24 protein-coding genes are annotated in these 24,180 nt (G+C 66.2%); 21 read left to right on the plus strand and 3 right to left on the minus strand.

Annotated elements, in window-relative coordinates; genetic code table 11:
- Positions 1–40: 40 nt before the first annotated feature.
- Positions 41–478: a nuclear transport factor 2 family protein gene (locus C8J45_RS10490; protein ID WP_107963174.1), complete on the plus strand. Its 438-nt coding sequence runs from the start codon at positions 41–43 to the stop codon at positions 476–478.
- Here the strand turns inward: C8J45_RS10490 and C8J45_RS10495 are convergent.
- Positions 475–1,938 (minus strand): ATP-binding protein, encoded by a 1,464-nt coding sequence (locus tag C8J45_RS10495; protein WP_107963175.1) that lies wholly within the window; start codon positions 1,936–1,938, stop codon positions 475–477. The genes C8J45_RS10490 and C8J45_RS10495 overlap by 4 nt on opposite strands.
- 114 nt (positions 1,939–2,052) lie before the next feature.
- Here C8J45_RS10495 and C8J45_RS10500 point away from each other — a divergent pair, with 114 nt between their 5' ends.
- The 5 genes from C8J45_RS10500 to ruvA all read left to right on the plus strand — a co-directional run bounded on the left by C8J45_RS10500 (position 2,053) and on the right by ruvA (position 6,099).
- Positions 2,053–2,598 carry a DUF1003 domain-containing protein gene (locus C8J45_RS10500; RefSeq protein WP_107963176.1) on the plus strand — a complete coding sequence of 182 codons (546 nt, stop codon included), beginning with the start codon at positions 2,053–2,055 and terminating at the stop codon, positions 2,596–2,598.
- 30 nt (positions 2,599–2,628) lie between these two features.
- Positions 2,629–3,372, plus strand: coding sequence for a YebC/PmpR family DNA-binding transcriptional regulator (locus C8J45_RS10505; protein ID WP_056051712.1), 744 nt, complete (start codon positions 2,629–2,631; stop codon positions 3,370–3,372).
- 213 nt (positions 3,373–3,585) lie between these two features.
- Positions 3,586–4,092, plus strand: a complete 507-nt coding sequence (gene ruvC, locus C8J45_RS10510) for a crossover junction endodeoxyribonuclease RuvC (RefSeq protein ID WP_107963177.1) — start codon at positions 3,586–3,588, stop codon at positions 4,090–4,092.
- 346 nt (positions 4,093–4,438) lie between these two features.
- Positions 4,439–5,428 (plus strand): hypothetical protein, encoded by a 990-nt coding sequence (locus C8J45_RS10515; protein WP_107963178.1) that lies wholly within the window; start codon positions 4,439–4,441, stop codon positions 5,426–5,428.
- A 71-nt stretch (positions 5,429–5,499) separates the two neighbouring features.
- Entirely contained in the window at positions 5,500–6,099 is a 600-nt protein-coding gene (gene ruvA, locus C8J45_RS10520; protein ID WP_107963179.1) for a Holliday junction branch migration protein RuvA, read from the plus strand.
- 149 nt (positions 6,100–6,248) lie between these two features.
- Here ruvA and C8J45_RS10525 read toward each other — a convergent pair whose 3' ends face one another.
- Entirely contained in the window at positions 6,249–7,157 is a 909-nt protein-coding gene (locus C8J45_RS10525) for a 2-hydroxyacid dehydrogenase (protein WP_107963180.1), read from the minus strand.
- 53 nt (positions 7,158–7,210) lie between these two features.
- Here C8J45_RS10525 and ruvB point away from each other — a divergent pair, with 53 nt between their 5' ends.
- The 7 genes from ruvB to C8J45_RS10560 all read left to right on the plus strand — a co-directional run bounded on the left by ruvB (position 7,211) and on the right by C8J45_RS10560 (position 16,526).
- On the plus strand, positions 7,211–8,236 hold the full coding sequence (ruvB, locus tag C8J45_RS10530) for a Holliday junction branch migration DNA helicase RuvB (protein WP_056061260.1): 1,026 nt from the start codon (positions 7,211–7,213) through the stop codon (positions 8,234–8,236).
- Between the two features lie 229 nt (positions 8,237–8,465).
- Positions 8,466–10,739, plus strand: a complete 2,274-nt coding sequence (gene ptsP, locus C8J45_RS10535; RefSeq protein ID WP_107963181.1) for a phosphoenolpyruvate--protein phosphotransferase — start codon at positions 8,466–8,468, stop codon at positions 10,737–10,739.
- A gap of 108 nt (positions 10,740–10,847) precedes the next feature.
- Positions 10,848–11,816, plus strand: a complete 969-nt coding sequence (locus C8J45_RS10540) for a RodZ domain-containing protein (protein WP_107963182.1) — start codon at positions 10,848–10,850, stop codon at positions 11,814–11,816.
- Positions 11,817–11,912: 96 nt separating this feature from the next.
- Positions 11,913–12,830 (plus strand): tetratricopeptide repeat protein, encoded by a 918-nt coding sequence (locus C8J45_RS10545; RefSeq protein WP_107963183.1) that lies wholly within the window; start codon positions 11,913–11,915, stop codon positions 12,828–12,830.
- A 193-nt stretch (positions 12,831–13,023) separates the two neighbouring features.
- The gene (tilS, locus tag C8J45_RS10550; protein WP_107963184.1) at positions 13,024–13,992 is read left to right on the plus strand and encodes a tRNA lysidine(34) synthetase TilS; all 969 of its coding nucleotides are present in this window, start codon (positions 13,024–13,026) and stop codon (positions 13,990–13,992) included.
- 104 nt (positions 13,993–14,096) lie between these two features.
- Positions 14,097–16,085, plus strand: a complete 1,989-nt coding sequence (gene ftsH / locus C8J45_RS10555) for an ATP-dependent zinc metalloprotease FtsH (RefSeq protein WP_107963185.1) — start codon at positions 14,097–14,099, stop codon at positions 16,083–16,085.
- A 63-nt stretch (positions 16,086–16,148) separates the two neighbouring features.
- A complete protein-coding gene (locus C8J45_RS10560) occupies positions 16,149–16,526 on the plus strand; it encodes a hypothetical protein (protein WP_244655800.1) in 378 nt (125 codons plus the stop codon).
- A 150-nt stretch (positions 16,527–16,676) separates the two neighbouring features.
- Here C8J45_RS10560 and C8J45_RS10565 read toward each other — a convergent pair whose 3' ends face one another.
- Positions 16,677–17,786 (minus strand): DUF3667 domain-containing protein, encoded by a 1,110-nt coding sequence (locus C8J45_RS10565; protein ID WP_107963186.1) that lies wholly within the window; start codon positions 17,784–17,786, stop codon positions 16,677–16,679.
- A gap of 77 nt (positions 17,787–17,863) precedes the next feature.
- Between C8J45_RS10565 and C8J45_RS10570 the strand changes: the two genes are divergently transcribed.
- The 8 genes from C8J45_RS10570 (at position 17,864) to C8J45_RS10605 (ending at position 24,177) form a co-directional block, all read left to right on the plus strand.
- Positions 17,864–19,126, plus strand: a complete 1,263-nt coding sequence (locus C8J45_RS10570; RefSeq protein ID WP_107963187.1) for a glutamate-5-semialdehyde dehydrogenase — start codon at positions 17,864–17,866, stop codon at positions 19,124–19,126.
- A 31-nt stretch (positions 19,127–19,157) separates the two neighbouring features.
- Positions 19,158–19,412 (plus strand): hypothetical protein, encoded by a 255-nt coding sequence (locus C8J45_RS10575; protein ID WP_107963188.1) that lies wholly within the window; start codon positions 19,158–19,160, stop codon positions 19,410–19,412.
- The gene (locus C8J45_RS10580) at positions 19,409–19,693 is read left to right on the plus strand and encodes a type II toxin-antitoxin system RelE/ParE family toxin (protein ID WP_107963189.1); all 285 of its coding nucleotides are present in this window, start codon (positions 19,409–19,411) and stop codon (positions 19,691–19,693) included. The genes C8J45_RS10575 and C8J45_RS10580 overlap by 4 nt, the downstream gene beginning before the upstream one ends.
- Entirely contained in the window at positions 19,690–20,304 is a 615-nt protein-coding gene (locus tag C8J45_RS10585) for a nicotinate-nucleotide adenylyltransferase (RefSeq protein ID WP_107963190.1), read from the plus strand. The genes C8J45_RS10580 and C8J45_RS10585 overlap by 4 nt, the downstream gene beginning before the upstream one ends.
- 1 nt (position 20,305) lies before the next feature.
- Complete coding sequence (gene rsfS / locus C8J45_RS10590; protein WP_056061225.1) at positions 20,306–20,713, plus strand: ribosome silencing factor; 408 nt, start codon at positions 20,306–20,308, stop codon at positions 20,711–20,713.
- Positions 20,714–20,731: 18 nt separating this feature from the next.
- Complete coding sequence (locus C8J45_RS10595; protein ID WP_060526522.1) at positions 20,732–21,154, plus strand: 23S rRNA (pseudouridine(1915)-N(3))-methyltransferase RlmH; 423 nt, start codon at positions 20,732–20,734, stop codon at positions 21,152–21,154.
- Between the two features lie 3 nt (positions 21,155–21,157).
- Positions 21,158–22,330, plus strand: a complete 1,173-nt coding sequence (locus tag C8J45_RS10600) for a murein hydrolase activator EnvC (protein WP_258191405.1) — start codon at positions 21,158–21,160, stop codon at positions 22,328–22,330.
- Between the two features lie 461 nt (positions 22,331–22,791).
- Positions 22,792–24,177, plus strand: a complete 1,386-nt coding sequence (locus tag C8J45_RS10605; RefSeq protein WP_107963192.1) for a S41 family peptidase — start codon at positions 22,792–22,794, stop codon at positions 24,175–24,177.
- Positions 24,178–24,180: the final 3 nt, after the last annotated feature.

Here is a 24,180-nt window from a genome sequence, read left to right on the forward strand (position 1 = left end):
GGGTGTATTGCCGTTATGCAACATTGCATCGGGGGCAAGCATGCGGGTATTTCTGGGAATTGCGGCGGCACTGGTCAGTGCTCCCGTCGCGGCGCAATCGATCGAGACCGATGCGCATCGGCTCGCCCAGCGGGCGGAGGCGTTCGTCCAGGTCCGCAACCGGTTCGACCAGGCGGCGATGATCGCGATGATGGCGCCCGAATACCAGGAAGTGTCGCCCGTCGGTGAGGTCGATTCCCGCGAGCGCGTGATCGGGTTCTATGCGTCCGACAAGAAGAAGCCCGCGCCGCCGATGACGATCACCGAGACCGTCGCGCGGCCGGCGGGGGCGCTCGGCGTCGTCACGATGCGGATCGCTTATGCGGTGCCTGGCAAGGACGGTCAGCTACAATCACGCGCGCTGCGCGCCGGCTTCGTCGCGCGACGGATCGGCAAGGAGTGGCGTTTCGTGTCGGCGCAGTTCACGCCGATCCGCTAGGCCGCTTCCGCTGGCAGCGTCGTCCAGCCCAGCCCTGGGATCGTGATCGAACGTTTGCCGGCGAGATCGGTGCGGCAGACGATCAGTTCGCGGCTTTCGATGTAGCCGATCAGCCGCTTCACCCGGCCGATCGAACTCGTGCCGTACGTCGCTGCGATGCGCGCGTCCGAAGGGCAGGGTTCGCCTTCGCGCGCCGCACGCGCGACCAGCAGGAACGCGCCGAGCATGTCGTCCGGCAGCCCGCTCGCAACGTCGAGGGCGGCCGTCCAGGCTTCGTCGGTCATGTCGAAGATGCCGGCGCGGGCGCAGCTCAGGCGCCGGACGAAGCCGGGGAGATCGAGCGGCGGCTTGGCAAGACCGCCCATCCGGCAGCGCACCTGGAAATCCTGGAACAGCACCGACGGAGGTCGCAGCGTCGATTCCGGATCCTCGACGATCGCACGGAACACGTCGGCGTAGACCGCTTCGACCTCGTCGTCGGTCTTCTCAGGCGGCGGCGGCGCGGCTGTGCGCGGCTCGGGCGGGCGGGCGATGCCGTCGAGCAGTTCTTCCGCCGGCACGCGACGTGGGCGCGAATCGAACATCAGGCTGAGTTCGGGTGCGTCGACTACCGGCTCGGACAGCAGATCCTGCAGGTCCATCGGTGCGGCGCTGGGGAGGGGGGTGAGCTTCGGGCTCCCGCTCCGTGCCGACGTCGCCACGTCGCCGATCTTCACGGTGATCGGTCGCCGCGACACCGCCGGCCCGAGCGCCATGAACGTGCCGCGCTGGAGATCGCGAATCGCTTCCGCCTGGCGCCGTTCCATGCCGAGCAAATCCGCCGCGCGCGCCATGTCGATGTCCAGGAAGGTGCGGCCCATCAGGAAGTTCGACGCTTCCGCCGCGACGTTCTTCGCCAGCTTCGCCAGACGCTGTGTTGCGATCACGCCGGCGAGGCCGCGCTTACGGCCACGGCACATCAGGTTGGTCATTGCCGCCAGCGATGCGCGGCGGACCTCCTCGGAGACCTCGCCGCCGGTCACCGGCGCGAACATCTGCGCTTCGTCGACGACCACCAGCACCGGGTACCAATGCTCGCGCGGCGCATCGAACAGCGCGGACAGGAACGACGCGGCGCAGCGCATCTGGCCCTCGACCTCGAGCCCTTCGAGGCTGAGCACCGCGGACGTCCGATGTTCGCGCAACCGGGTAGCGATGCGCGAGATTTCGCGTTCGCTATAGTCGCCGGCTTCGATCACGACATGACCGTGCGGCCCCGCGAGCGTCACGAAATCGCCCTCCGGATCTATCACGATCTGCTGGACATGCCCCGCCGATCGCTCGAGCAAGCGGCGAAGCAGATGCGATTTTCCCGAGCCCGAATTGCCCTGCACCAACAGGCGGGTGGCGAGTAGTTCCTCCAGGTCGACGCCGACGGCAGTACCATTGCCGTCGGTGCCCATATTCACGCTAACCGTCATGCCGCGCGTTTGGCAGGTGCGGGCGTGTGGGAGCAAGGAGTCTTTGTCGCTTCCGTCGCAAGTGGGGGGCTTTGCGCACTGGCATAATCCGCATTCCGGGCTAGGGCGCAAAACATGGCTACGAAACAATCCCTGCTCGCCGATCTCTCGCAGCGACTGCTCGGCAAGGCACCGGGCGACCTCGACGACGAGGAACGCCGTGTCCTCGCCGGCATCGAGGCGGGCACAACGGTCAGTCGCGATGCTGCCGACGTGTCGGATGAGCGATCGACGTTCGGCGAGCGGCTATCGGACCGCGTCGCCGCGATCGGCGGGTCGTGGGGGTTCATCATCGCGTTCAGTGCGGTGCTGATCGGCTGGATGCTGCTGAACTCGGATATCCTCGCGCATTTCGGGCGCGCGTTCGATCCGTACCCCTACATCTTCCTCAACCTGCTGCTGTCGACCGTGGCCGCGATCCAGGCGCCGGTGATCATGATGAGCCAGAACCGGCAATCGGCGAAGGATCGCTTGGCGGCGAGCCTCGACTACGAGACCAACCTGCGCGCCGAACTCGACATTTTGCGCGTGCACCACAAGATCGATCATCTGGTGCTCGCGCGGCTCGACGCGATCGAGCAGAAGATCGACGCTCTGGCGAAAACGGCCTCACCGTCCTAAAGCCACCGCATCAGGCTATTAGAGGCACCGATGGCAGGCCATTCCAAATACAAGAATATCATGTACCGCAAGGGCGCGCAGGACAAGAAGCGCTCGTCGGCGTTCAGCAAGCTCAGCCGGGAAATCACGGTCGCGGCCAAGATGGGCCTGCCCGACGTCGACATGAACCCGCGCCTGCGTGCGGCGGTCAACGCGGCCAAGGCGGCGTCGCTGCCGAAGGAGAATATCCAGCGCTCGATCGACAAGGCTAGCCGCGGCGACGCCGAGAATTACGAGGAAATCCGCTACGAGGGTTTCGGCCCCGGCGGCGTGTCGCTGATCATCGAGGCGCTGACCGACAACCGCAACCGCACCGCGACCAACGTGCGTGTCGCGGTCGGAAAGAACGGCGGCAACCTCGGCGCGGGCGGCTCTGTCAGCCACGCGTTCGATCGCGTCGGTCTGATCTCGTATCCGGCGAGCGCGGGCGATGCTGACACGGTGTTCGAAGCGGCGCTCGAAGCGGGCGCCGAGGACGTCACGTCGAGCGAGGACGGCCATGAGGTCTGGACCGCGCAGGGCGACCTCCACGAGGTGGCGAAGGCTCTGGAAGCGAAGCTCGGCGAGGCCGAAGGCGCGAAGCTCGCCTGGCGCCCTCAAGTGATGGTCGCGGTCGGTGCAGACGATGCGGCGACCCTGTTCAAGCTGATCGACGCGCTCGACGACGACGACGACGTGCAGACCGTCTGGGGCAATTACGAGATCTCCGACGAGATCATGGAGACGCTCGGTTGAACGGCTCGGGGTTGAGATGAAGAAGGTTGGTTCGCGCGGAGGCGCGGAGGCGCGGAGAGTAGCGCTTCGTGCAATCGTCTTCCGCGCTAGCGGCCTGTCACCTGTCGGCCAGCCCGATGAAGTGAAAGTCCCGCTGACGCGAGACGATAGCCAAAAGCGTACCCCCTCCGCGCCTCCGCGCCTCCGCGCGAACCAATCTTCTTCTTCCTTCTCATGATCATCCTAGGACTAGACCCGGGCCTAGGCACAACAGGCTGGGGCATCATCCGCGCCGACGGCAACCGCCTGAGCCATATCGCCAACGGCCAGATCAAGACCGACCCGTCGATGGCGCTCCCTCGCCGCCTGACAGCGCTCTACAATGCGCTGATCGACGTCATCCGCACCGAACGCCCCGATGGTGCCGCGGTCGAGGAAGTGCTCGGCAACACCAACGCGCAATCGACGTTGAAGCTCGGGCAAGCGCGCGGCGTCGTGCTTCTGGCTGCCGCCGGCGCAGGGCTGCATATCGGCGAATATCACCCCTCGACCGTCAAGAAGGGCGTCGTCGGCACCGGCGGCGCGGACAAGAAGCAGATCCAGGCGATGATGGCGGTACTGCTGCCCGGCGCCAAGCTTGCCGGGCCCGACGCCGCCGATGCGCTCGCGGTCGCGATCACGCATGCGCATCACGTCGCGAGTGCCGCCGCCCTGGCGCGGCGATCCGGTATCGGCGCCTGATCCTCGCCGGCGCGTCCGGCTCGGTCTTAGAAGCTTTGAAGACCCGGCGACGCGTGATAGTCTTTGTCAAACGTCGATCATGACGCTGAGATCGGACAAAGTCCGACATCTAGAGTTGGCAGGTAAACTGCTCCCCGCAGAACTTATCGACGGCGTTCACGGACGACGATCGTAACTAAGACGGACTGTCCGACTGACACTCCGCGTGCTCGATGCGTTTCTAGATTTGGGTCCATAACGGATGCAAATTCCAAGACTTACCGGCCATTAAAGTTTTTCTGGCCAGACCGATGACAGTGTGGCAGTCGCGCCATGGTTAATTTTTAATATAGATCAAGGTAGAGCGATGAACCTCGATCAGGTAAGCGGCGGCACCAACAGCCATAATGTTCCGGCAGGCGCGTTTGCGATGCCACCCGGAATGCGGATGCGGTACGATCTCCCCGATCCCAGTCTGTCCGAATATCTGACGGGCTATGCGATCTATGCATCGGACGATCGTACCCCGATGCTCAACTGGTATCTGCCCGCCCCGGCGATGATCTCGGTCGTCGTCGATGCGGGCCCGTTGACCGTATCGATCGGCAATCACCGGTTCGGGCCAGTCGATCGGGCCAGCTTCTACGGCCCTACCAGCCGCGCCTTCCGGACGGAAACGACCGGTGGGATCGCCGTAGGCATCGGCCTGAGCGCGCTGGGCTGGTCGCGACTGACGGCCCGGTCGGCAGGCGATTTCCACAATCGGGTCACGCCATTGTCGGCAGTGCTCGGTGCAGAGCTTTCCGCGCGTCTGATCGAGGGGCTCGATGCGCTGGACGATGACTCGTTCATCAAGCCGCTGCTCGACGCGGTTCTCGGTCCGCTGTTCCAGCGAGCGCACCCGCGCGAAGACCTGATCCGCGCCTTCACCGCGCTGACGGTGACCGACGGCGTGATCGAGATGAAGGACGTCGCCGATCGACTCGATATCCCGACGCACGAACTGCGGCGCATGGCGACGCGGCATTTCGGCATGCCGCCGAAGCTGCTGCTGCGTCGCGCGCGGTTTCTCCGGTCGTTCATCGGGCTGATCCGGACGGACGGCATGGCCGACTATTCGAAGATCGACAGCAGCTATTTCGATGCTTCGCATTTCCTGCGCGACGCAGGCACCTTCCTCGGCACGACGCCGCGGCGTTTCGTGGCATCCGACACGGTATTTCTGAGGGCAAGCCTGCGTGCGCGCGCTGCCGTGATCGGCGCGCCGACCCAGGCCCTTCACGGCGTCGTCAAACCGCCTGCGCCGGTCACGGGGCGATCGACGACCGGGGAAGATCGGTTGCGGCCCAGCGTGTAATGGGCCGTGAAGTGCGGAGAGCGGATTTTGACTGGATGACGACGCTCCTCCTTTGATCTACCGCATGCCGAATGATCGTGCATCTCAAGGGACGTCTGGATTCAACGGGTATCGACCATGCCGTGATCGACGTCGGTGGCGTCGGGTATCTGGTCGGTGCGTCGGCGCGCACGCTGTCGGCCTTGGGCCCAATCGGCGAGGCTTGTACCGTGTTCACCGAATTGCTGGTGGGCGAGGATTTTCAGCGGCTCGTGGGATTTTCGAGCGCAGACGAGCGCGACTGGTTCCGGTTGCTGACCGGAGTGCAGGGGGTCGGCGCCCGCGTCGCGCTCGCGATCCTGTCGGCGTTGGAGCCCGTCGACCTGAGCCGTGCGATCGCGAGTGGCGACAAGGCGATGGTCGCGCGCGCGAACGGCGTGGGGCCGAAGCTTGCACAGCGCATCGTGATGGAACTGAAGGACAAGGTCGGCGGCATCGCGCTTGGGCTCGGGCCGGCGGTGGTCAACGCCGCGCCGGGCGCGTCTGCGGATGCGGTGTCGGCATTGCTCAACCTTGGGTTCCGCCCGAACGAGGCGAGTGTCGCGGTAGCGGCGGCGGACGAGGAGCTGGGGCCTGGGGCTTCGCTCGACGCGCTGGTGCGGCTGGCGTTGCGCAAGGCGTCGAAGTCGTAGTTTCGGACTCGTTCGGTTCGTTCTTAACCCTCCGCTCGCTCCCACGTCCGTTCGTGCTGAGCGAAGTCGAAGCACCATCTCTTGGGGCACACCCTTCGACTTCGCTCAGGGCGAACGGGAAGGGGGCTTGGTTTCACAAGGTCCCTGTCTCAGAGTGCGGTCGGCAGCGGTCGTCCGGCAAAATGCGCGTCGAGGTTCGCAACCACCAACGCCGCCATCGCCGCCCGCCCGTCGACGGTCGCGCTACCCTGATGCGGTGACAGGACCACTTGGTTCATCGCCTCGAGTGCGTCGGGAACGGCAGGTTCGTCGGCGAATACGTCGAGCCCCGCCCCGGCGATCGTCCCAGCCTGAAGCGCGGCTAGCAGCGCCGGTTCGTCGACCAAGCTCCCCCGAGCGATGTTGACGAGGATACCGTCCTCGCCAAGCGCCTTGAGAACACCCGCATCCACGATATGCGACGTCGCCTCGCCCCCAGGTGCGGCAATGATCAGAACGTCGCATGCTCCCGCAAGCGAAGCGATGTCGGCATGAAATACGCCCGCGAAATCCGGCTTGGCGGAACGCGCGGTGTAGTGAAGTTCGTTCGCAAACGGCGCAGCACGCTTGGCGATGGCCCTCCCGATCCGGCCGAGCCCGAAGATCCCGATCCGTCGCCCGCTCGCCCGGCGCGCGAGATCGACCTGCCACCCGCCGTCCCGCACCGCACGGTCGTTCGCGACGATCCGCCGCTGCACCGCCAGCATTAGCCCGATCGCGAGGTCCGCGACGTCGTCGGTCAGCACGTCCGGCGTCGTCGTCACCGCGATGCCGCGTGCCTTGGTCGCGGCAAGGTCGATCCCGTCATAGCCGACGCCGTGGATCGCGACGATCTCCAGCGCCGGAAAACGATCGAGTAGCGCCGCATCCACCACGCTGCTCCCGCCACCGACGATCGCGCGCGTCGTCCCGGGCGGATCCTTGCGGTGCAACGTGAAGCGCTCGGCGAGTGTCGCCTCCAGCGCGGGCGAGACTCCGCCCAGCAGATACAAATCGTGGTGCGAGGTGTCGTTGGTCATCCCACCCCCATAGCCGCCTTGCCCCCTTCACCGCGAGCGCGCTATCGCAGGGTGTGACCGATACAGACCGCATCCTGACTGCCGCCAAGCGTCCCGAAGACGTCGACGCCGCGCTGCGCCCGAAGACGCTCGACGAATTCGTCGGGCAGAAGGCCGCGCGGGAGAATTTGCGCATTTTCATCCAGGCGGCAAAATCGCGGGGCGATGCGCTCGATCACGTGCTGTTCTTCGGGCCGCCGGGACTCGGCAAGACCACGCTCGCGCAGATCGTCGCGCGCGAAATGGGAGTCGGGTTCCGCGCCACCTCGGGGCCCGTGATCGCCAAGTCGGGCGATCTCGCCGCGCTGCTGACCAATCTCGAGGATGGCGACGTGCTGTTCATCGACGAGATCCACCGGTTGCAGCCTGCGGTCGAGGAAGTGCTGTACCCGGCGATGGAGGATCGTGCGCTCGACCTGATGATCGGCGAGGGCCCGAGCGCGCGATCGGTGCGGATCGACCTGCCGCGGTTCACGCTGATCGGCGCGACCACGCGGCAGGGGTTGCTGACGACGCCGCTGCGCGATCGCTTCGGCATCCCGGTGCGGCTGCAATTCTACACGGTCGAGGAGCTGGAGCGCGTCGTCACGCGCGCGGCGGGGTTGCTCGGACTGGGCATCGCCAAGGACGGCGCAATGGAGATCGCTCGTCGTGCGCGTGGCACGCCGCGCATCGCCGGGCGTTTGCTGCGGCGAGTGCGCGATTTCGCCAATGTCGCAGGGCATGAGACAGTCGATGCACGCGCGGCGGATGCGGCGCTCAACCGGCTGGAGGTCGATTCGCTCGGGCTCGACGCGATGGACCGCCGCTATCTGATGATGATCGCCGACATCTACCGCGGCGGCCCGGTCGGCGTGGAGACTCTTGCGGCAGGTCTCAGCGAACCGCGCGACACGATCGAGGAAGTTATCGAGCCATATCTGATCCAGTTGGGTCTGATCGCGCGCACTGCTCGCGGTCGGTTCCTGAATGCGGGAGGGTGGAAGCACCTCGGCCTCAACCCGCCCGCCGGCAGCCAGGACGGCCTGTTCGACGCGTAACTGGTTGCGTACGCGCTACCGTGTTTCCCCGCGAAGGCGGGGACCCAGACTGGGCTCCCGCCTTCGCGGGAGAACAAGGGGGAGGGGCAACCGGAGCCGATGAGATTTACGCGCCGCGATCAGCACCAATCTCATTTGTAATAATCCCCACCGCCAGATCGATAGAACTTCACCCCGACACTGCTTTTGTTGCGTGGCACCCAAGCGTTTCATCTGATAGCCAACCCGAATGCCCCTTTCGGCCGCCGCCTCCGCCCGCGAAATCCTCACCAGCCTTCACGACGTGATGGCGTCGCGCACCTCTGCGCAAGCCAAGCTGAACGCCGTCGTCGGCATCATCGCCACTGCGATCGATAGCGAAGTCTGCTCGATCTACCTGTTGCGAGAGGGCGTGCTCGAACTGTTCGCGACCCGCGGCCTCGACCAGGCGGCCGTCCACGTCACCAAGCTTGCACTCGGCGAAGGTCTCGTCGGCACGATCGCCGAGGATGTCGAGGTGCTCAACCTCGACGAAGCCGCGAGCCACCCCGATTTCGCCTACAAGCCCGAGACCGGCGAGGACCGTTTCCACAGTTTCGCCGGCGTGCCGATCATCCGCCGCGAGCGCTCCGTGGGAGTTCTGGCCGTCCAGCACGCCGACCGTCGCAAATATGCCGACGTCGAGATCGAGGCGTTGCAGACGGTGGCGATGGTGCTCTCCGAACTGATCGCCAATGCCGGCCTGATCGACACCACCGGCGGCGGCGCGGATCGGCCGCAGTCGACCGCGGCGATGCGCATCCCTGGCCAGAAGCTCGTCGACGGCATGGGCGCGGGCTTCGCGGTCTATCACCAGCCGCGCATCCACATCGAGCACACCGTCGCCGAGGATACCGACGCCGAGCGCCACCGCGTCTACGCCGCGTTCGACAAGATGCGCGAAGGCATCGACCGGATGACGCGCGAGGCCGAATTCGGCGTCGGCGGCGAGCACGTCGAAGTGCTCCAGACCTACAAGATGTTCGCGTACGACGAGGGCTGGGCACGGCGCATCAACGAGGCGATCGACTCCGGCCTGACCGCCGAGGCGGCGATCGAGCGCGTCCAGCAACGTACCCGCCAGCGCATGCGCCAGATCGACGATCCGTTGCTCGCCGACCGGATGCACGATCTGGAGGACCTGTCGAACCGGCTGCTCCGCATCGTCTCGGGCCAGATGGGTACCGCCGCGCAGATGGGTCTTCGCCAGGACACCATCCTGATTGCGCGCAACCTCGGCCCCGCCGAACTGCTCGAATACGACAAGCGCCGGCTGAAGGGCGTGATCCTGGAAGAAGGCTCACTGACCGCGCATGTCACGATCGTCGCGCGCGCGATGGGCGTACCCGTGCTCGGCCGCGTTCGCGACATCCGCCGGTTGGTCGCAGAGGGCGACATGCTGTTGCTCGACAGCGCGGAAAGCAACGTCTTCGCGCGGCCCTCGGCGGCGATGGAGGAAGCGTTCGAGGCGCGCCTCGCGATGCGCCAGAAGCGCAAGGCGGCGTTCGCCGCGCTCCGCGACGTCCCGCCGGTCACCAAGGATGGCCACCGCCTGACCTTGATGGTGAACGCAGGCCTCCGCGACGACGTCGCCGCGCTCGACGTCACCGGAGCCGACGGCATCGGCCTGTTCCGCACCGAGTTCCAGTTCCTCGTCTCCGCCACGCTACCACAGCGCGAGCGGCAGCAGCGGCTCTACCGCGAAGTGCTCGACGCGGCGGGCGATCGCCCGGTGATCTTCCGCACCGTAGACATCGGCGGCGACAAGGCGCTGCCGTATCTTAACAAGGAAGATGCCGACGAGGAGAACCCGGCAATGGGCTGGCGCGCGCTGCGCCTCGGCCTGGAGCGCGACGGGTTGATGAAGGTGCAGGCGCGCGCGTTGCTCGAAGCCGCCGCCGGTCGCACGCTCAACGTGATGTTTCCGATGGTCAGCGAGCCGTGGGAATTCGACGAGGCGCGTGCGCTGTTCGAGGCACAGCGGACGTGGCTCGAAGGGCGCGGGCGGAAGATGCCGCTGGCGATCCGCTACGGTGCGATGCTGGAGGTGCCGGCGCTCGCCGAGATGCTCGACATCCTGCTGCCGAAGATCGAGTTCCTGTCGATCGGCACCAACGACCTCACGCAGTTCCTGTTCGCCGCCGATCGCGCCAATCCCAAACTCGCGGAGCGCTACGACTGGCTCAGCCCGTCGATCCTCCGCTTCATCGCGCGGCTGGTCGCACCGGTCCGCGCGGCGGGTGTCGACCTGGCGGTCTGCGGCGAGATGGGTGGGCGTCCGCTGGAGGCGATGGCGCTGATCGGGCTCGGCATAGAGCGGTTGTCGATCACCCCCGCGGCGGTCGGCCCGATCAAGGCGATGACGCGCTCGCTCGATCGCGCCGCGCTCACTGCATACATGGCAGGGCTGCTGGCCAACCCCCCGCGCGACATGCGCGGTGCGCTGACGACCTGGGCAACCGAGAACGGCGTCGAAATCGTCTGATCGGCGGAAAGCTGCGGTTAAGACGCGCGGTGCGTTGACACGGCTGGGGCCCTCTGAAAGACGGGTGCCATGGCGGGAAACGCTACGCACCCGTGTTCGGAGACAAGAATGGACGAGGTCGAAACCGGCCAGAACGCAGCACCCGCTCAACCAGAGCGTGCTGGCGACATTCTCCGCAAGGCGCGCGAGGCGCAGGGCCTGACCGTCGCGGATATCGCGACGCGTACTCGTGTGCCGTTGCGTCACCTCGAAGCGATCGAGGCGTCCGATTATTCCACGCTGCCGTCCTCGACCTACGCGGTCGGTTTCAGCCGCGCCTATGCCCGCGCGATGGGTATCGACGAGGTGCAGATCGCCAACATCGTCCGGAGCGACGTCGCGAAGCTGGGCAGCAAGAAGCCCGAATACGAACCGTACGAGATGACCGATCCGTCGCGCGTGCCGTCGCGCGGGCTGGCGATCGTCGCGCTGGGCATCGCGATCGCGGTGCTGGTGCTGGTCGGGCTGTGGTACGGCACCGACATGTTCCGTGGTTCGAACAACGCCTCGACCACGACGCCGATCGCCGAGACCGCGCCGAACCCCGCCGCGCAGACCGCGCAACCGGTCCCTGCGCCGGCCACGCCTGCCAACGGGCAGGTCACGCTGACTGCCTCGGACGAGGTATGGATGCGCGTCTACGATGCCGACAACAAGACGTTGTACCTCGGCACGATGAAGCCCGGCGAAAAGTTCGACGTGCCGAAGAATGCCAAGGATCCGAAGATCAACATCGGTCGTGCGGACAAGCTGGCGGTGACGCTCAACGGCGCCGCTGCCCCTGCGCTCGGCACGGGCGAGCGCGCGATCAAGGACGTGTCCGTGGGGGCACCGGCCATCGCCGCGCGGATCGCCGGCACCCCCGAGCCTCAGGCCACGCCGACCGCGACCGAAGCGACATCGACGCGGTCGTCCGAGCGGTCGCGCACCGCCAACCGTCCCCGCACGCCGCGTCGTCCATTGAGCGAAACGCAGCGCGCCAATTTGGATGCGGCCGCTAATCCACCGTCCGCCGCTACGGCAACGCCCAATCCGTAACGGCGGCAGACCGGCGCCAGGGTCTTAAGGCTGGCGACAGGATGGGTAGTGCAGCTATACCCGGACGATTAACCAATCCACCGGGGGGTGTGGCCCATGCGTAAGTCAATTCTGGTCGGCGTCTGCCTCGCGGCGTTGCTGCCCGCTGCCGTACAGGCACAAAATGTCGAGGGCCGCGTCGGCAAGCTCGAAAGCGAAATGCGCGCGGTCCAGCGGAAGGTCTTCCCGGGCGGAGCGGGCCAGATGCTCCAGCCCGAAGTCCGCGCGCCGCAGAGCGAGCAGGGCCCCGGGCCAGGCTCGCCCGCCACCAGCGCGCTCGCCGACGTGAACCAGCGCGTCACGTCGCTCGAACAGCAGATGACCTCGCTCACCGAGCAGATCGAGCAGAACCAGAACCGCACGCGCCAGTTGCAGGACGCGTTCGACAATTACCGCCGCTCGAACGACGCGCGGCTGAAGACGCTCGAGACCGGTCCCGCGCCGATCGCGACGGGGGCAGGCGGCCCGATCGAGTCCGATGACCAGTCGAGCGGCCCCTCGCGCCCGACCACGCGCCCCGAGACCGCAAGCAAGCCCGGCGCGGCGACACCGATCAAGGTATCGGTCGAAAAGCCCTCGACCGGCGATCCGGCGGAGGACGAGTATATGTACGGCTACCGCCTCTGGGCGGCTAAGCAGTATCCGCAGGCGGAGGCGCAACTGAAGAAGGTCGTCGCCGAATACCCGAAGAGCAAGCGTGCCAGTTACGCGCAGAATCTGCTCGGCCGGTCGTATCTCGACGAGGGCAAGCCGAGCCTCGCGTCGATGGCGTTCTACGACAATTACAAGAAGATGCCCGAGGGCGAACGCGCGCCGGACAGCCTGCTGTATCTCGGCCAGGCGCTGACCAAGCTCAACAAGCCGGCGGATGCGTGCAAGGTGTATGACGAACTGAACGACGTCTACGGCGCCAAGATGGCATCGGCGATGAAGGGGCAGGTTGCCGCCGGGCGCAGCGCGGCGAAGTGCAAGTAAGGCATCTTCCAGTGCGCACGCGTACCTGCCTGTCCTTGATCTCACGTCGCACTTTACCACCCCCCCGGCGGAGGCCGGGGCCCCATTGGCAAGGTCGTCGTAACGAAGGGCTGCACTTAGCCATTACCATCTCCGAATTGGGCCCCGGCCTCCGCCGGGGTGGTGACTGCTCGACCGTCAGGACTGTCTCCGCATGACCGACGAAGGACGCCGCTTCGCCGCCGATTTCGCGCGCCTTGCAAGCGACATCACCAACCCGCTGTTCGCCGTCTCCGGCGGCCCCGACAGCATGGCGATGCTAACTCTCGCGCACGAGGCCCTGCCGCCCGGCTTCACGGTCGCCAGCATCGACCACCGCCTCCGCCCCGAAGCGGTGGAAGAGTCGGCGATGGTCGCCGCGCATTGCGCAACGCTTGGCATCTCACACGCGACGCTCGCCCCCAGCGAACCGATCACCGGTGCCAGCATCCAGGCGCAGGCGCGCACCACGCGCTACGCCCTTCTGACCGATCACGCCCGTACGATCGGGGCAGGGGCGCTCGTCACCGGACATCACGCTGACGATCAGGCCGAAACCTTCCTGATGCGCGCCGCTCGCGGCTCCGGCCTCGCCGGCCTCGCCGGAGTCCGTGCCCGCACCGAAGTCCACGGCGTCACGGTCGTCCGCCCCCTGCTCGACTGGCGCCGCGCCGAACTCCGCGCGATCGTCCGCCGTGCCGAAGTGCCGTTCTTCGACGACCCCTCGAACCACGACGACCGCCACGATCGCACCCGCTTCCGCCGGTTGCTCGGCGAGAACGAATGGCTCGGTACGCCCAACCTCGCGCGCGCCGCCGCTGCGCTCGCCGAGACCGATACCGACGTCCGCGCGATGGTCGACTGGATCTGGACCGAACGCGCCAAGGTTGGCGGCGGCGAGGTGAAGCTTGCGGTCGAGAAGCTGCCCCGCGAGATCCTCCGCCGTCTTGCTCGTCGTGCGATCGGCACGGTCCGCAAAGACGCCGGCATCGTCGCACCCGAATGGACCGAGGCGGCCAACATCGAAAGCCTGCTCGACTCGCTGATGACCGGCAAGCGCACCACCCAAGCCGGGATCATCGCCAGCGTTCGCGGCGACGTCTGGCGCTTCCGCGAGGCACCGCCGCGTCGAACCGCAGCCTGACCCGCGCGCCGGTCCGTTCACACTGATCAACGCAACTCACGCGTTGTTCCATTGCCATTAACCTGCGCGCGCTTATCTTGTGCGCTGAAAGGTATCGTGCACCCATGAGCGACAACGACAACCGCGGTCAGAAGCCCCAGGGCCCCGGAAACGGCGGCCCCGAAAATGGCGGCGGCAATCCTTGGATGAAGAGCCTGCTGATCTGGGTCGGCATCCTGCTCGCGCTGGCGCTGTTCGTGACCATGTTCGACGGCCGCACCGCGGCGTCGGGTGGCAACACGATCGCGTATTCGGCGTTCCTCGACAAGGTCGACGAGGGCACCGTCAAGGACGTCAACATCTCGCGCGACATGATTTCCGGCACGCTGTCGTCCGGCGAGAAGTTCAAGGCGTACCCGATCCCCGACTCGACGCTGGTGCCGAAGCTGCGCGACAAGGGCGTGTCGATCAGCGCGAAGCCCGAAGAGGGCCCCTCGATGCTGGCGCTGCTCCTCTATCAGTCGCTGCCGTTCCTGCTGTTTCTCGGCATCGCGTTCTTCGTGTTGAAGCAGATGCAGAAGAACTCGGGCTCGGGCGCGATGGGCTTTGGCAAAAGCCGCGCGAAGATGCTGACGCAGAAAGAAGGCAAGGTCACCTTCCAGGACGTCGCTGGCATCGACGAGGCTCGCGAAGAGCTTGAGGAGATCGTCGAGTTCCTGAAAGATCCGACCAAGTTTGCACGTCTCGGCGGCAAGATTCCCAAGGGCGCGCTGCTGGTCGGCTCGCCCGGTACCGGCAAGACGTTGCTCGCCCGCGCCATCGCGGGTGAGGCCGGTGTGCCGTTCTTCACGATCTCGGGTTCTGATTTCGTCGAGATGTTCGTCGGTGTCGGCGCGAGCCGTGTCCGCGACATGTTCGAGCAGGCGAAGAAGTCCGCACCTTGCATCGTCTTCATCGACGAAATCGATGCTGTGGGTCGTCATCGCGGTGCCGGTCTCGGCAACGGTAACGACGAGCGCGAGCAGACGCTGAACCAGCTGCTCGTCGAGATGGACGGCTTCGAGGCGAACGAAGGCATCATCATCATCGCCGCGACCAACCGTCCCGACGTGCTCGATCCGGCGCTGCTGCGTCCGGGCCGTTTCGATCGGCAGGTCACGGTGCCGCGTCCGGATATCGAGGGTCGCATCAAGATCCTTGAAGTGCACATGAAGAAGGTGCCGCTCGCGCCCGACGTCGATGCTCGCGTCATCGCGCGCGGTACGCCTGGGTTCTCCGGTGCCGATCTCGCCAACCTCGTCAACGAAGCGGCGCTGCATGCCGCGCGCAAGGGCAAGCGTCTGGTGGCGATGGCCGAGTTCGAGGAGGCCAAGGACAAGGTCATGATGGGCGCAGAGCGTCGCAGCATGGTCATGACCGACGACGAGAAGCGGATGACCGCGTATCATGAGGCCGGCCACGCCGTCGTCGCGATGCACGAGGCTGCTTCGGATCCAATTCACAAGGCGACGATCATTCCGCGCGGTCGTGCGCTGGGCATGGTCATGCGTCTGCCGGAGCGGGACTCGTACAGCTATCACCGCGACAAGATGTACGCGAACCTCGCGGTCTCGATGGGCGGACGCGTCGCCGAGGAAGTCATCTTCGGCTACGACAAGGTCTCGTCCGGCGCGTCGGGCGACATCCAGTACGCCACGGGTCTGGCACGCGACATGGTCACGCGTTGGGGCATGTCGGACAAGGTCGGTCCGCTCGAATATGGTGAGCCCGAGGGCGAGTCGTTCCTCGGCTACTCGTCGAGCCGTCCGTCGCGCATGTCGAACCAGACCGCGCAGCTGATCGACGACGAGATCAAGCGGATCGTCGAAGGTGGTCTCGACCGCGCCAAGCAGGTGCTGAGTGATCACGTCGACCAGCTTCACACCGTGGCCGGCGCGTTGCTCGAGTTCGAGACGCTGACCGGTGACGAGATCAAGAAGCTGATCGCGGGCGAGGATCTCGATCGTCCGGATCCGGGTGCGAAGGCGTCAACCGTCCCACGTGCGGGTACGTCGATCCCCAAGACGCGGCGCCCCTCGGGTCCGTTCGGGACACCAACCCCTTTGGGGGCGTGATCCGGTTCACCGGACAGTCACTTAAGTAGCTCTATGGGCGGTCTTTTCTCGGAAAGGCCGCCCATGTCGTATTCGCGTTCGAAGGCTGTAGTTGCAGCGTTGCTCATGGTCGGCGTGGCGATGCCGGCAAGCGCGGCGATGACCGTCGGCACCTTCCTGGCCCGCGCCAACGCGCTGCGCGACCAGGGCCCGATGGCGCTGATGTCCCCCGACCTCCCCGCCCTGAAGGCTGAAGCCAAGGCCGCAACCAATCAGTTGAAGGCAGAACGCGCCGCCCGCGCCGCCGCCGGCAAGCCACCGATCGCCTGCGTTCCGGAAGGCGAGTCCGTCGGTATCATGGACATGCTCGACGGCCTGAACGAACTCCCCGCCAGCTACCAGAAGCGCCCGCTTAAGGACGGCTACGCCCGCGTCCTGGCGAACCTCTACCCCTGCCGTTGAGAATGTTCGGAGTCGTGGGAAAGTTAAGGATGTCGAGGGTGCCCTCTTTCTCCCGTTCGTCCTGAGCGAAGTCGAAGGACATGCCCCTCGCGAAAGTGCTTCGACTTCGCTCAGCATGAACGGGCGTTGGCAGGACCCGCCTAATAATGTTCAGTCCGTCAAACCATGCAGCAACAACAGCACGATAAACGCCAGCAAAACCGTGAACGCGAACGTCAGCAGCGCAACCGTCCGCCAAGCCGCCGACCACTTCCGCAACTCATAAGCCCCACGAAGCTGCGCGAACATGTGGACTGGCGGCACGCATATCGCCGCCATAACGATCCAGCCCTCCGCGACGCCTATAACGCCCGCTATGATCAACACGATCGTCAGCAGCATCATGAACGCGAGCGAATAGGTCACGAAGATAGCGTGGTCGTAGAGGTGATGTCGGCGTCGCCAGACGAAAAGCAGCGCCATGAACGGCACGGATAACGGAATCAGGCCCCAGCTGTATTTGTACGCGCTGGTCTGCAGCTTGTAGAACATGAGGCCCGGGTTGCCGTTCGCCTTGGCGATCCCGTGGTCGAGTCGTTCCCAACCGGTCTTGAAGTCGCCTAGATCGACGACCGTGCCGTAAGCGGCACCGTTCTGCATATCCGCCGCCACGCCAAGTGCACGAACGGTAGTACGAAGGGCGCTTGCCTGCCGATCGAGCGTGGCAAGCTGTTCTCCCGAATATTTGGCGGGTGCACGCTTCGCAACCTCCTGCTGCGCCTCGACTTTGTTCAGCGCTGCGCGAGCCCTGGCGGCCTCGCGTGCATAATCGGAGGTCTTGCCGGTGCGCTCGTCCCGGATGAAGTCCTTCGTCATTTCGCCGCCGACCGCACCGATCGTCGCGAACATCAGGAAGACGGTGAACAGGAACAGCGCCAGCGGCGACACGAACCGCGCCCGCTCGCCATTGACGTACCGCCGCGTAAGCGCGCCTGGATGCAGTACCAGCAGCGGCAAGGTCCGCCATATCTTGCCTTCGAAATGGAAAACCCCGTGTGCGATCTCATGCCCGATCCCGCCGAGCGACCGATGGACGTGTGCCGATTGGCCGCAGGTATGGCAGTGCTCGCCTACTAATCGCGTCCCACAATTCAGGCACAGCGCACCGTTCGGAGAATGGTCCGTATGCGTGGCATGCGTTTCGCCCGCGCTTGGTTCGAACGCGCGCCCGACGAGTGTACCCGTGGCGATATCCGCCGCTGCCCCGATATCCCCAGTCATGCGTCCCCCTGCAATATCGGCAGCGTAACGAGTTCGTGACGTTGGCGCGAGAGGCTTCGCATGGTACCGCGTCGGCCATGGCCGATGCAGAAAATCCGACCGAAATGATCGCCGAAATGGGCGCGCGCGCGCGCGCTGCCGCGCTGGTCTTGGCGGCGATGCCGTCCGAGAGGAAGGCCGCCGCGCTGGTGTTGGCATCGGAGTCGATCCGGGCGGCATCTGCTGAGATCGTTGCGGCCAACACGGAGGACATGACGCGCGCGGCAGAGGCGGGTCTGTCGGGTGCGCTGCTCGATCGGTTGCGACTGGACGAGGCGCGCGTCGCGGCGATGGCGGACGGCGTAGCGGCGGTGGCGGCGCTCGCCGATCCGGTCGGGCAGGTGATCGACGCCAGCGAGCGTCCGAACGGACTTAAGCTCTCGCGCGTCCGCGTGCCGATCGGCGTCATCGGTATCATCTACGAGAGCCGTCCCAACGTCACTGCGGACGCGGCCGCGCTGTGCGTGATGGCCGGCAACGCAGCGATCCTGCGCGGCGGGTCCGAAGCGGTGAAGAGCAATCGTGCGATCCACGCGGCTTTGGTCGCGGGGCTGAAGGCGGGGGGGGTACCCATCAACGCCGTGCAACTCGTGCCGACCACCGATCGCGCAGCGGTCGGCGCGATGCTGAAGGCTGACGGGGTGATCGACCTGATCATTCCCCGCGGCGGCAAAAGTCTCGTCGCGCGCGTCCAGGCCGAAGCACGCGTCCCCGTCCTCGCGCATCTCGATGGCATCAATCATGTCTTCGTGCATGCGTCCGCGGACCCGGCGATGGCCGAGGCCGTCGTCGTTGATGCGAAGATGCGCCGCACCGGCGTCTGCGGGTCGATGGAGACGTTGCTGATCGACTGTGACTATGCGGACGCACCCGCCCTGATCCGAAGACTCGCTGCAACGGGCTGCGAAGTACGCGGCGATGCAAGCGCGCGCGCCCTCGTTTCCGAGATCGCCGCCGCCGAAGAGGCCGACTGGGACACCGAATATCTCGACGCGATCGCTTCGGTCGCGATCGTCGACGGCATCGACGCGGCGATCGCGCATATCGCCCGCCACGGCTCGCACCACACCGACGCGATCGTCGCCGACGCCGCCGCCGTTGCCGAGCGCTTCCTGACCTCAGTCGACAGCGCGATCGTGTTGTGGAACGCCTCTACCCAGTTCGCCGACGGCGGCGAGTTCGGCCTCGGCGCGGAGATCGGCATCGCCACCGGCCGCCTCCACGCTCGCGGCCCGGTCGCGCTCGAAGGCCTCACCACCTACAAATGGATCGGCCGCGGCACCGGCCAGGTGCGCGGTTGATGCTCCCTACCGATCGGCGTAGCTTAAGCCCATGAACGCGCCCATCTCGATCACCACTCCGCTCGATCCCACGACCTTCGCGATGGTCGAGGAACTTGCGCGGTATCGCGGTATCACCGGCGAGGAGTTCGCTGCCGAAGCGATCCGAGAGGCAGCCGAGCATCATGCAGGGATGCGCGCCTTCATCCAAGAGGGGATCGACTCCGCTGATCGCGGCGAACTGATAAGCCAGGAAGAGATGGAAATCTGGTTCGAAGAGCGCGTGGCTGCTCGTCGGCGAGGATGAGTCGCGCAACCTGGACTCCCCTCGCGCAGATCGATCTCGCACGAATCGATGATTTCAACGCTCGACGCGATCTCGACTATGCCGATCTAGTGGGCCGCGCTGCGATCGCGGCAGGTAATTTCCTCGCCGATTTTCCCGCCGCAGGTCCGATCGTCGACCGCGACGAGCGCAAGTGGCGCGTGCCTGATACCGACTATGTGTTGATCTACCGCATCGTCCCGCACGGCGTTGAAATCCTGCGAGCTTATCATGGTCGTGAGAACTGGCGTAAACAGCGGTGACCCGCGTCGGCATCCTAGGCGGGTCGTTCAATCCCGCGCATAATGGCCACCGCGGCATCACGCTCGCTGCAATCGACGCGCTCGCGCTCGACGAGGCGTGGTGGCTGGTATCCCCTGGCAACCCGCTCAAGGACGCAGCCAACGACATGGCGCCGCTCTCCGCCCGCCTTGCCTCGGCGCGGAAAATGGCCCGCCGCGCACCGATCCGCGCGACCGACATCGAGGCGCGGCTGCACACTCGCTACACGCTTGACACGATCCGCAAGCTCAAGCGGCGTTATCCCAAAATGCGCTTCATCTGGCTGATGGGGGCGGACAATCTCGCCGACTTCCACCGGTGGAAGAACTGGCGCGCGATCGCCCGCGAGGTTCCGATTGCGGTAATCGCGCGTCCGGGATATGACGGGCGCGCCCTCGCGGCCCCCGCGATGGGTTGGCTGCGGCGCTTCCAACGGCGCACAGACCATGCGAAGAGCTGGACGACGTGGAGATTGCCGGCCCTCGTGCTGTTGCGCTTCCGACCCGACCCGACCTCCGCAACCGGCCTGCGCGCCGAAAATCCCGACTGGGCCCAGCACGTTGCTGGCTCGGTAGTCTTACCCAGGAGCTGACTTGGCCACTTCCCCTACTGCCCCTCGCGCGACCGACCCCGAAGAGGTTGAGGCGCTGCATCGCCTGATCCTCGCGTCGCTCGACGACGACCAGGCGGTCGAGACCATCTCGATCCCGCTCGCGGGCAAGACCAGCATCGCCGATTACATGGTGATCGCCAGCGGTCGTTCGACCCGCCAGGTCGCCTCGATGGCGCAGAAGCTGGCCGAGCGGATCAAGGCCGAGTTCAAGCGCCCGGTGAAGATCGAGGGCCTGCCGACCGCCGACTGGGTGCTGATCGACGCGACCGACGTCATCGTCCACCTGTTCCGCCCCGAAGTCCGCAGCTTCTACAACCTGGAGCGGATGTGGGCATTCGGCGACGCACCAGCGCCGCCGCCGGTGCCGACCTTCACCGACGAAGACTAAGCCGGCTCCGAGGCGGCGATGCTGCTCCACATCGTCGCCCGCGGTCGGATCGGGCGCTCGCCCGAGGCCGACCTCGTCGACCGCTATCTGAAGCGTATCGTCTGGCCGACCAAGGTCAGCGAGCTCCCCGACACCGGCGGCAAGATCCCGCTGGTCGGCGAGCAGACCAAGCGCATTCTGCTCGACGAGAAGGGCGAGACGCTGTCGTCGACGCAGTTTGCGCAAAAGCTCGAGCGATGGCGCGACGACGGCGTGCGCGAGGCACGATTCATGATCGGGGCGGCCGACGGCTTCGACGATGCGGCGCGCGACGAGGCCGATCTGCTCTTCTCGTTCGGCCGCGCGACCTGGCCGCATCTGCTCGCGCGCGCGATGCTCGCCGAACAACTCTTCCGCGCGACCAGCATCCTTGCCAACCACCCCTATCACCGCGAAGGGTGATGCATGAGGATGGGGAGGGGCCTGGCGGTCGCGGCGCTGCTCGCGGTTGCGGGCGGCGTGACCGCGCAGACCAATGACACGGCTGAGGTCGCGAGCGAACAGGGGCGTCTGGTCGCGGCAAAGCGCGATGCCGCGATCGCCGCACGCCGTGCCGCTAAACTCACCGCAGCGGCTATCCAGGAGCGAAACGCCGCCGACAAGGCGCGGCGTGAAGAACAGGCTTTAGCCGCCCGCGTAACGGCTGCCGAGGCGAACTTAGCCACCGCCAGTGCGCGCGTGGCACTCGTTGAGCGTCTGCTATCCTATCAACGCGCCAAGCTCGGTCGCGCGCAAGCCCCCGTCGCGTGGCTCCTCGCAGCGTTGGAATCCCTCGCTCGCCGCCCGACGATTGTCGCAGTCGCGCAGCCGGGATCGGTCGATGACCTCGTCCATGTCCGCGCGGTGCTCGGCAGCGCGCTTCCCGTGGTCCGCCAGCGCACCGAAGCCGTCCGCATCGAACTCGTGGAAACGCGCCGTTTGCAGGCCAGTGCCACGCTCGCCGCCAAGGCGCTCGCCGACGGCCGCGCGCGCCTCGAGAACGACCGTATCGCACTGGCCACCCTCGAAGCGCGCCATCGCCAGCGCAGCCAGACGCTCGGCCGCGGTGCGCTCAGCGAGTCCGATCGCGCGCTGGCGCTCGGCGAACGCGCGCGCGATCTCGTCGATGGCATGGCCGCCACCACCAACGCCATGGCGACCGCAGCCAGCCTGATCGCGCTCGCCGGTCCCATCCCCCGCCCGATCGCGCCCGGCACGACGCCCCCGGCGCCCCCGCGCGGCGTGTACCGTACACCGGTAGCGGGCAGGCTCGTCACCGGCTTTGACGAAGTCTCGGACGCCGGAGTCCGATCGCGCGGCCTGACCTTCGCCACTGCCCCCCGAGCCCGCGTCGTCGCCCCCGCGGCGGGCACGGTGCGCTACGCGCATCGCTTCCGCGACTATGGCACGATCGTCATCATCGACCACGCCGACGGCTGGACCAGCCTCATCACGGGCCTCGCGACAACCTCCGCAAAGCCCGGCGACCGCGTCGCGATGGGCGCGCCGCTCGGCACCGCCCCCCGCGAAGATCCGCGCATCACGGTCGAACTCCGCCGCCGGGGCCGCCCCGTCGACGTCGCTTCGTTGATCAACTGAGAGCCGGCGGCTGGCTGGTGTTCCGGATCTGAACCTTGCCAAGACATCCCGTCACTCCGGACCGGTTCGGCAGATATCGCTCCACGACATGTAATGCTCCGTCATCCCCGCGGAGGCGGGGATCCAGATGTTCAAACGGCTGCGATTATGTCGCGAGGTTTGCCAGTATGGGTTCCCGCCTCCGCGGGAATGACACTTACGTGTTTGACGGGGGATAAGCGCCGACCGGTTGGGGGCACCGTTCCGCAAACCCAGTTCTATAGAGTATGCGGAACCGTGGATGCCGGAACGAGCCCGGGATGACGGAGCATCGTGGGTACGTGCCGCCCTGAACGTCACCCCCTAGTCAGCCCCCATTAACCCCCACGCGCCTTCACTCCGCGCGCGTTGCCGCCAGCGTTCCGCTACGCTACGCCGTCACGATCGTACGACACGTCTTTTCTCAGGTTGCAGGACCATCGATGCCTCGTCCTATACTGCGTACCCCGTTCCTTGCCGCGACCGCGATCGTCGGCGCGCTGACGCTGATCCCGCTCGCCACCTCCGCGATGGCGGCGGTCGACACCGACACGTACCGCGAGTTCGACCAGTTCCTCGACGTGTTCAACCGCGTGAAGGCGGATTACGTCGACAAGGTCGATGACAAGACGCTGATCAAGGGCGCGATCCAGGGCATGCTCGCCAGCCTCGATCCGCACAGTTCGTACGTCGACGCACTCGACTACGAGAATCTCCGGATCATGACGGAGGGCAATTACGGCGGTCTCGGCCTGACCGTCCAGATGGAGGACGGCGCGATCAAGGTCGTTTCGCCCCAGGAAGACTCCCCCGCCGCCCGCGCGGGTGTAAAGTCCGGCGATTACATCACGCATATCGACGGCAAGCTGATCTACGGCGATTCGCTCGACGAGGCGGTCGGCAAGATGCGCGGCAAGCCCGGCAGCAAGATCACATTGGGCCTGGTCCGCCCCGGCCGCGACAAGCCGCTCGACGTCACGATGATGCGCGAGATCATCGTCCAGAAGCCGGTGAAGTGGGAAGTCCGCGGCGACGTCGGCTATATCAACATCAACACCTTCAGCGAGCATACCGGTGCGGATACCCGCGCGGCGATCATGAGCATCGACAAGTCGCTCGGCCACCGCCCACTCGGCTATGTCGTCGACCTGCGCGAAAATGGCGGCGGCCTCCTGACTCAGGCGATTGAGGTCAGCGACGCCTTCCTCGATCACGGCGAGATCGTCTCGCAGCGCGGTCGCGAGAAGACCGATATCGAGCGCTATTACGCCAAGCCCGGCGACGACGCGCACGGCCTTCCGGTCGTCGTGCTCACCGATCCCGGCACCGCGTCCGCCTCCGAGATCGTCGCCGGCGCATTGCAGGATCACCACCGCGCGCTGATCATGGGCGAGCGCAGCTTCGGCAAGGGCTCGGTCCAGACCGTGCTCCAGCTCGGCCCCGAGACCGCACTCCGCCTGACCACCGCGCGCTACTTCACGCCGTCCGGCCGCTCGGTGCAGGAGGGCGGGATCGAGCCCGACATCAAGGTGCCGCAGCTCACCGATCCCGACTACAAGTCGCGCCCGGTGTTCCGCGAGGCCGATCTCCGGAAACACCTGATCAACGAGGTGAAGGCCGACAACGCGGTGCTCGAGGAGGATACCAAGACGGACCCGCGCTTCTCGCAGACGCCTGATCAGCTGAAGAAGCAGGGCATCGACGATTTCCAGCTCTATTACGCGTTGAAGACCGTCGCGCGCCTCGGCGGCCCGGTGCAGGTCGCCGCCGCGACCAAGCCGCGCCCGATCAAGCCCGAAGCCGACGCGAACAAGGCAGCGACCAAGTGAGCG

Source organism: Sphingomonas sp. PP-CE-3G-477, assembly GCF_003050745.1.
Taxonomy (GTDB): Bacteria; Pseudomonadota; Alphaproteobacteria; order Sphingomonadales; family Sphingomonadaceae; genus Sphingomonas.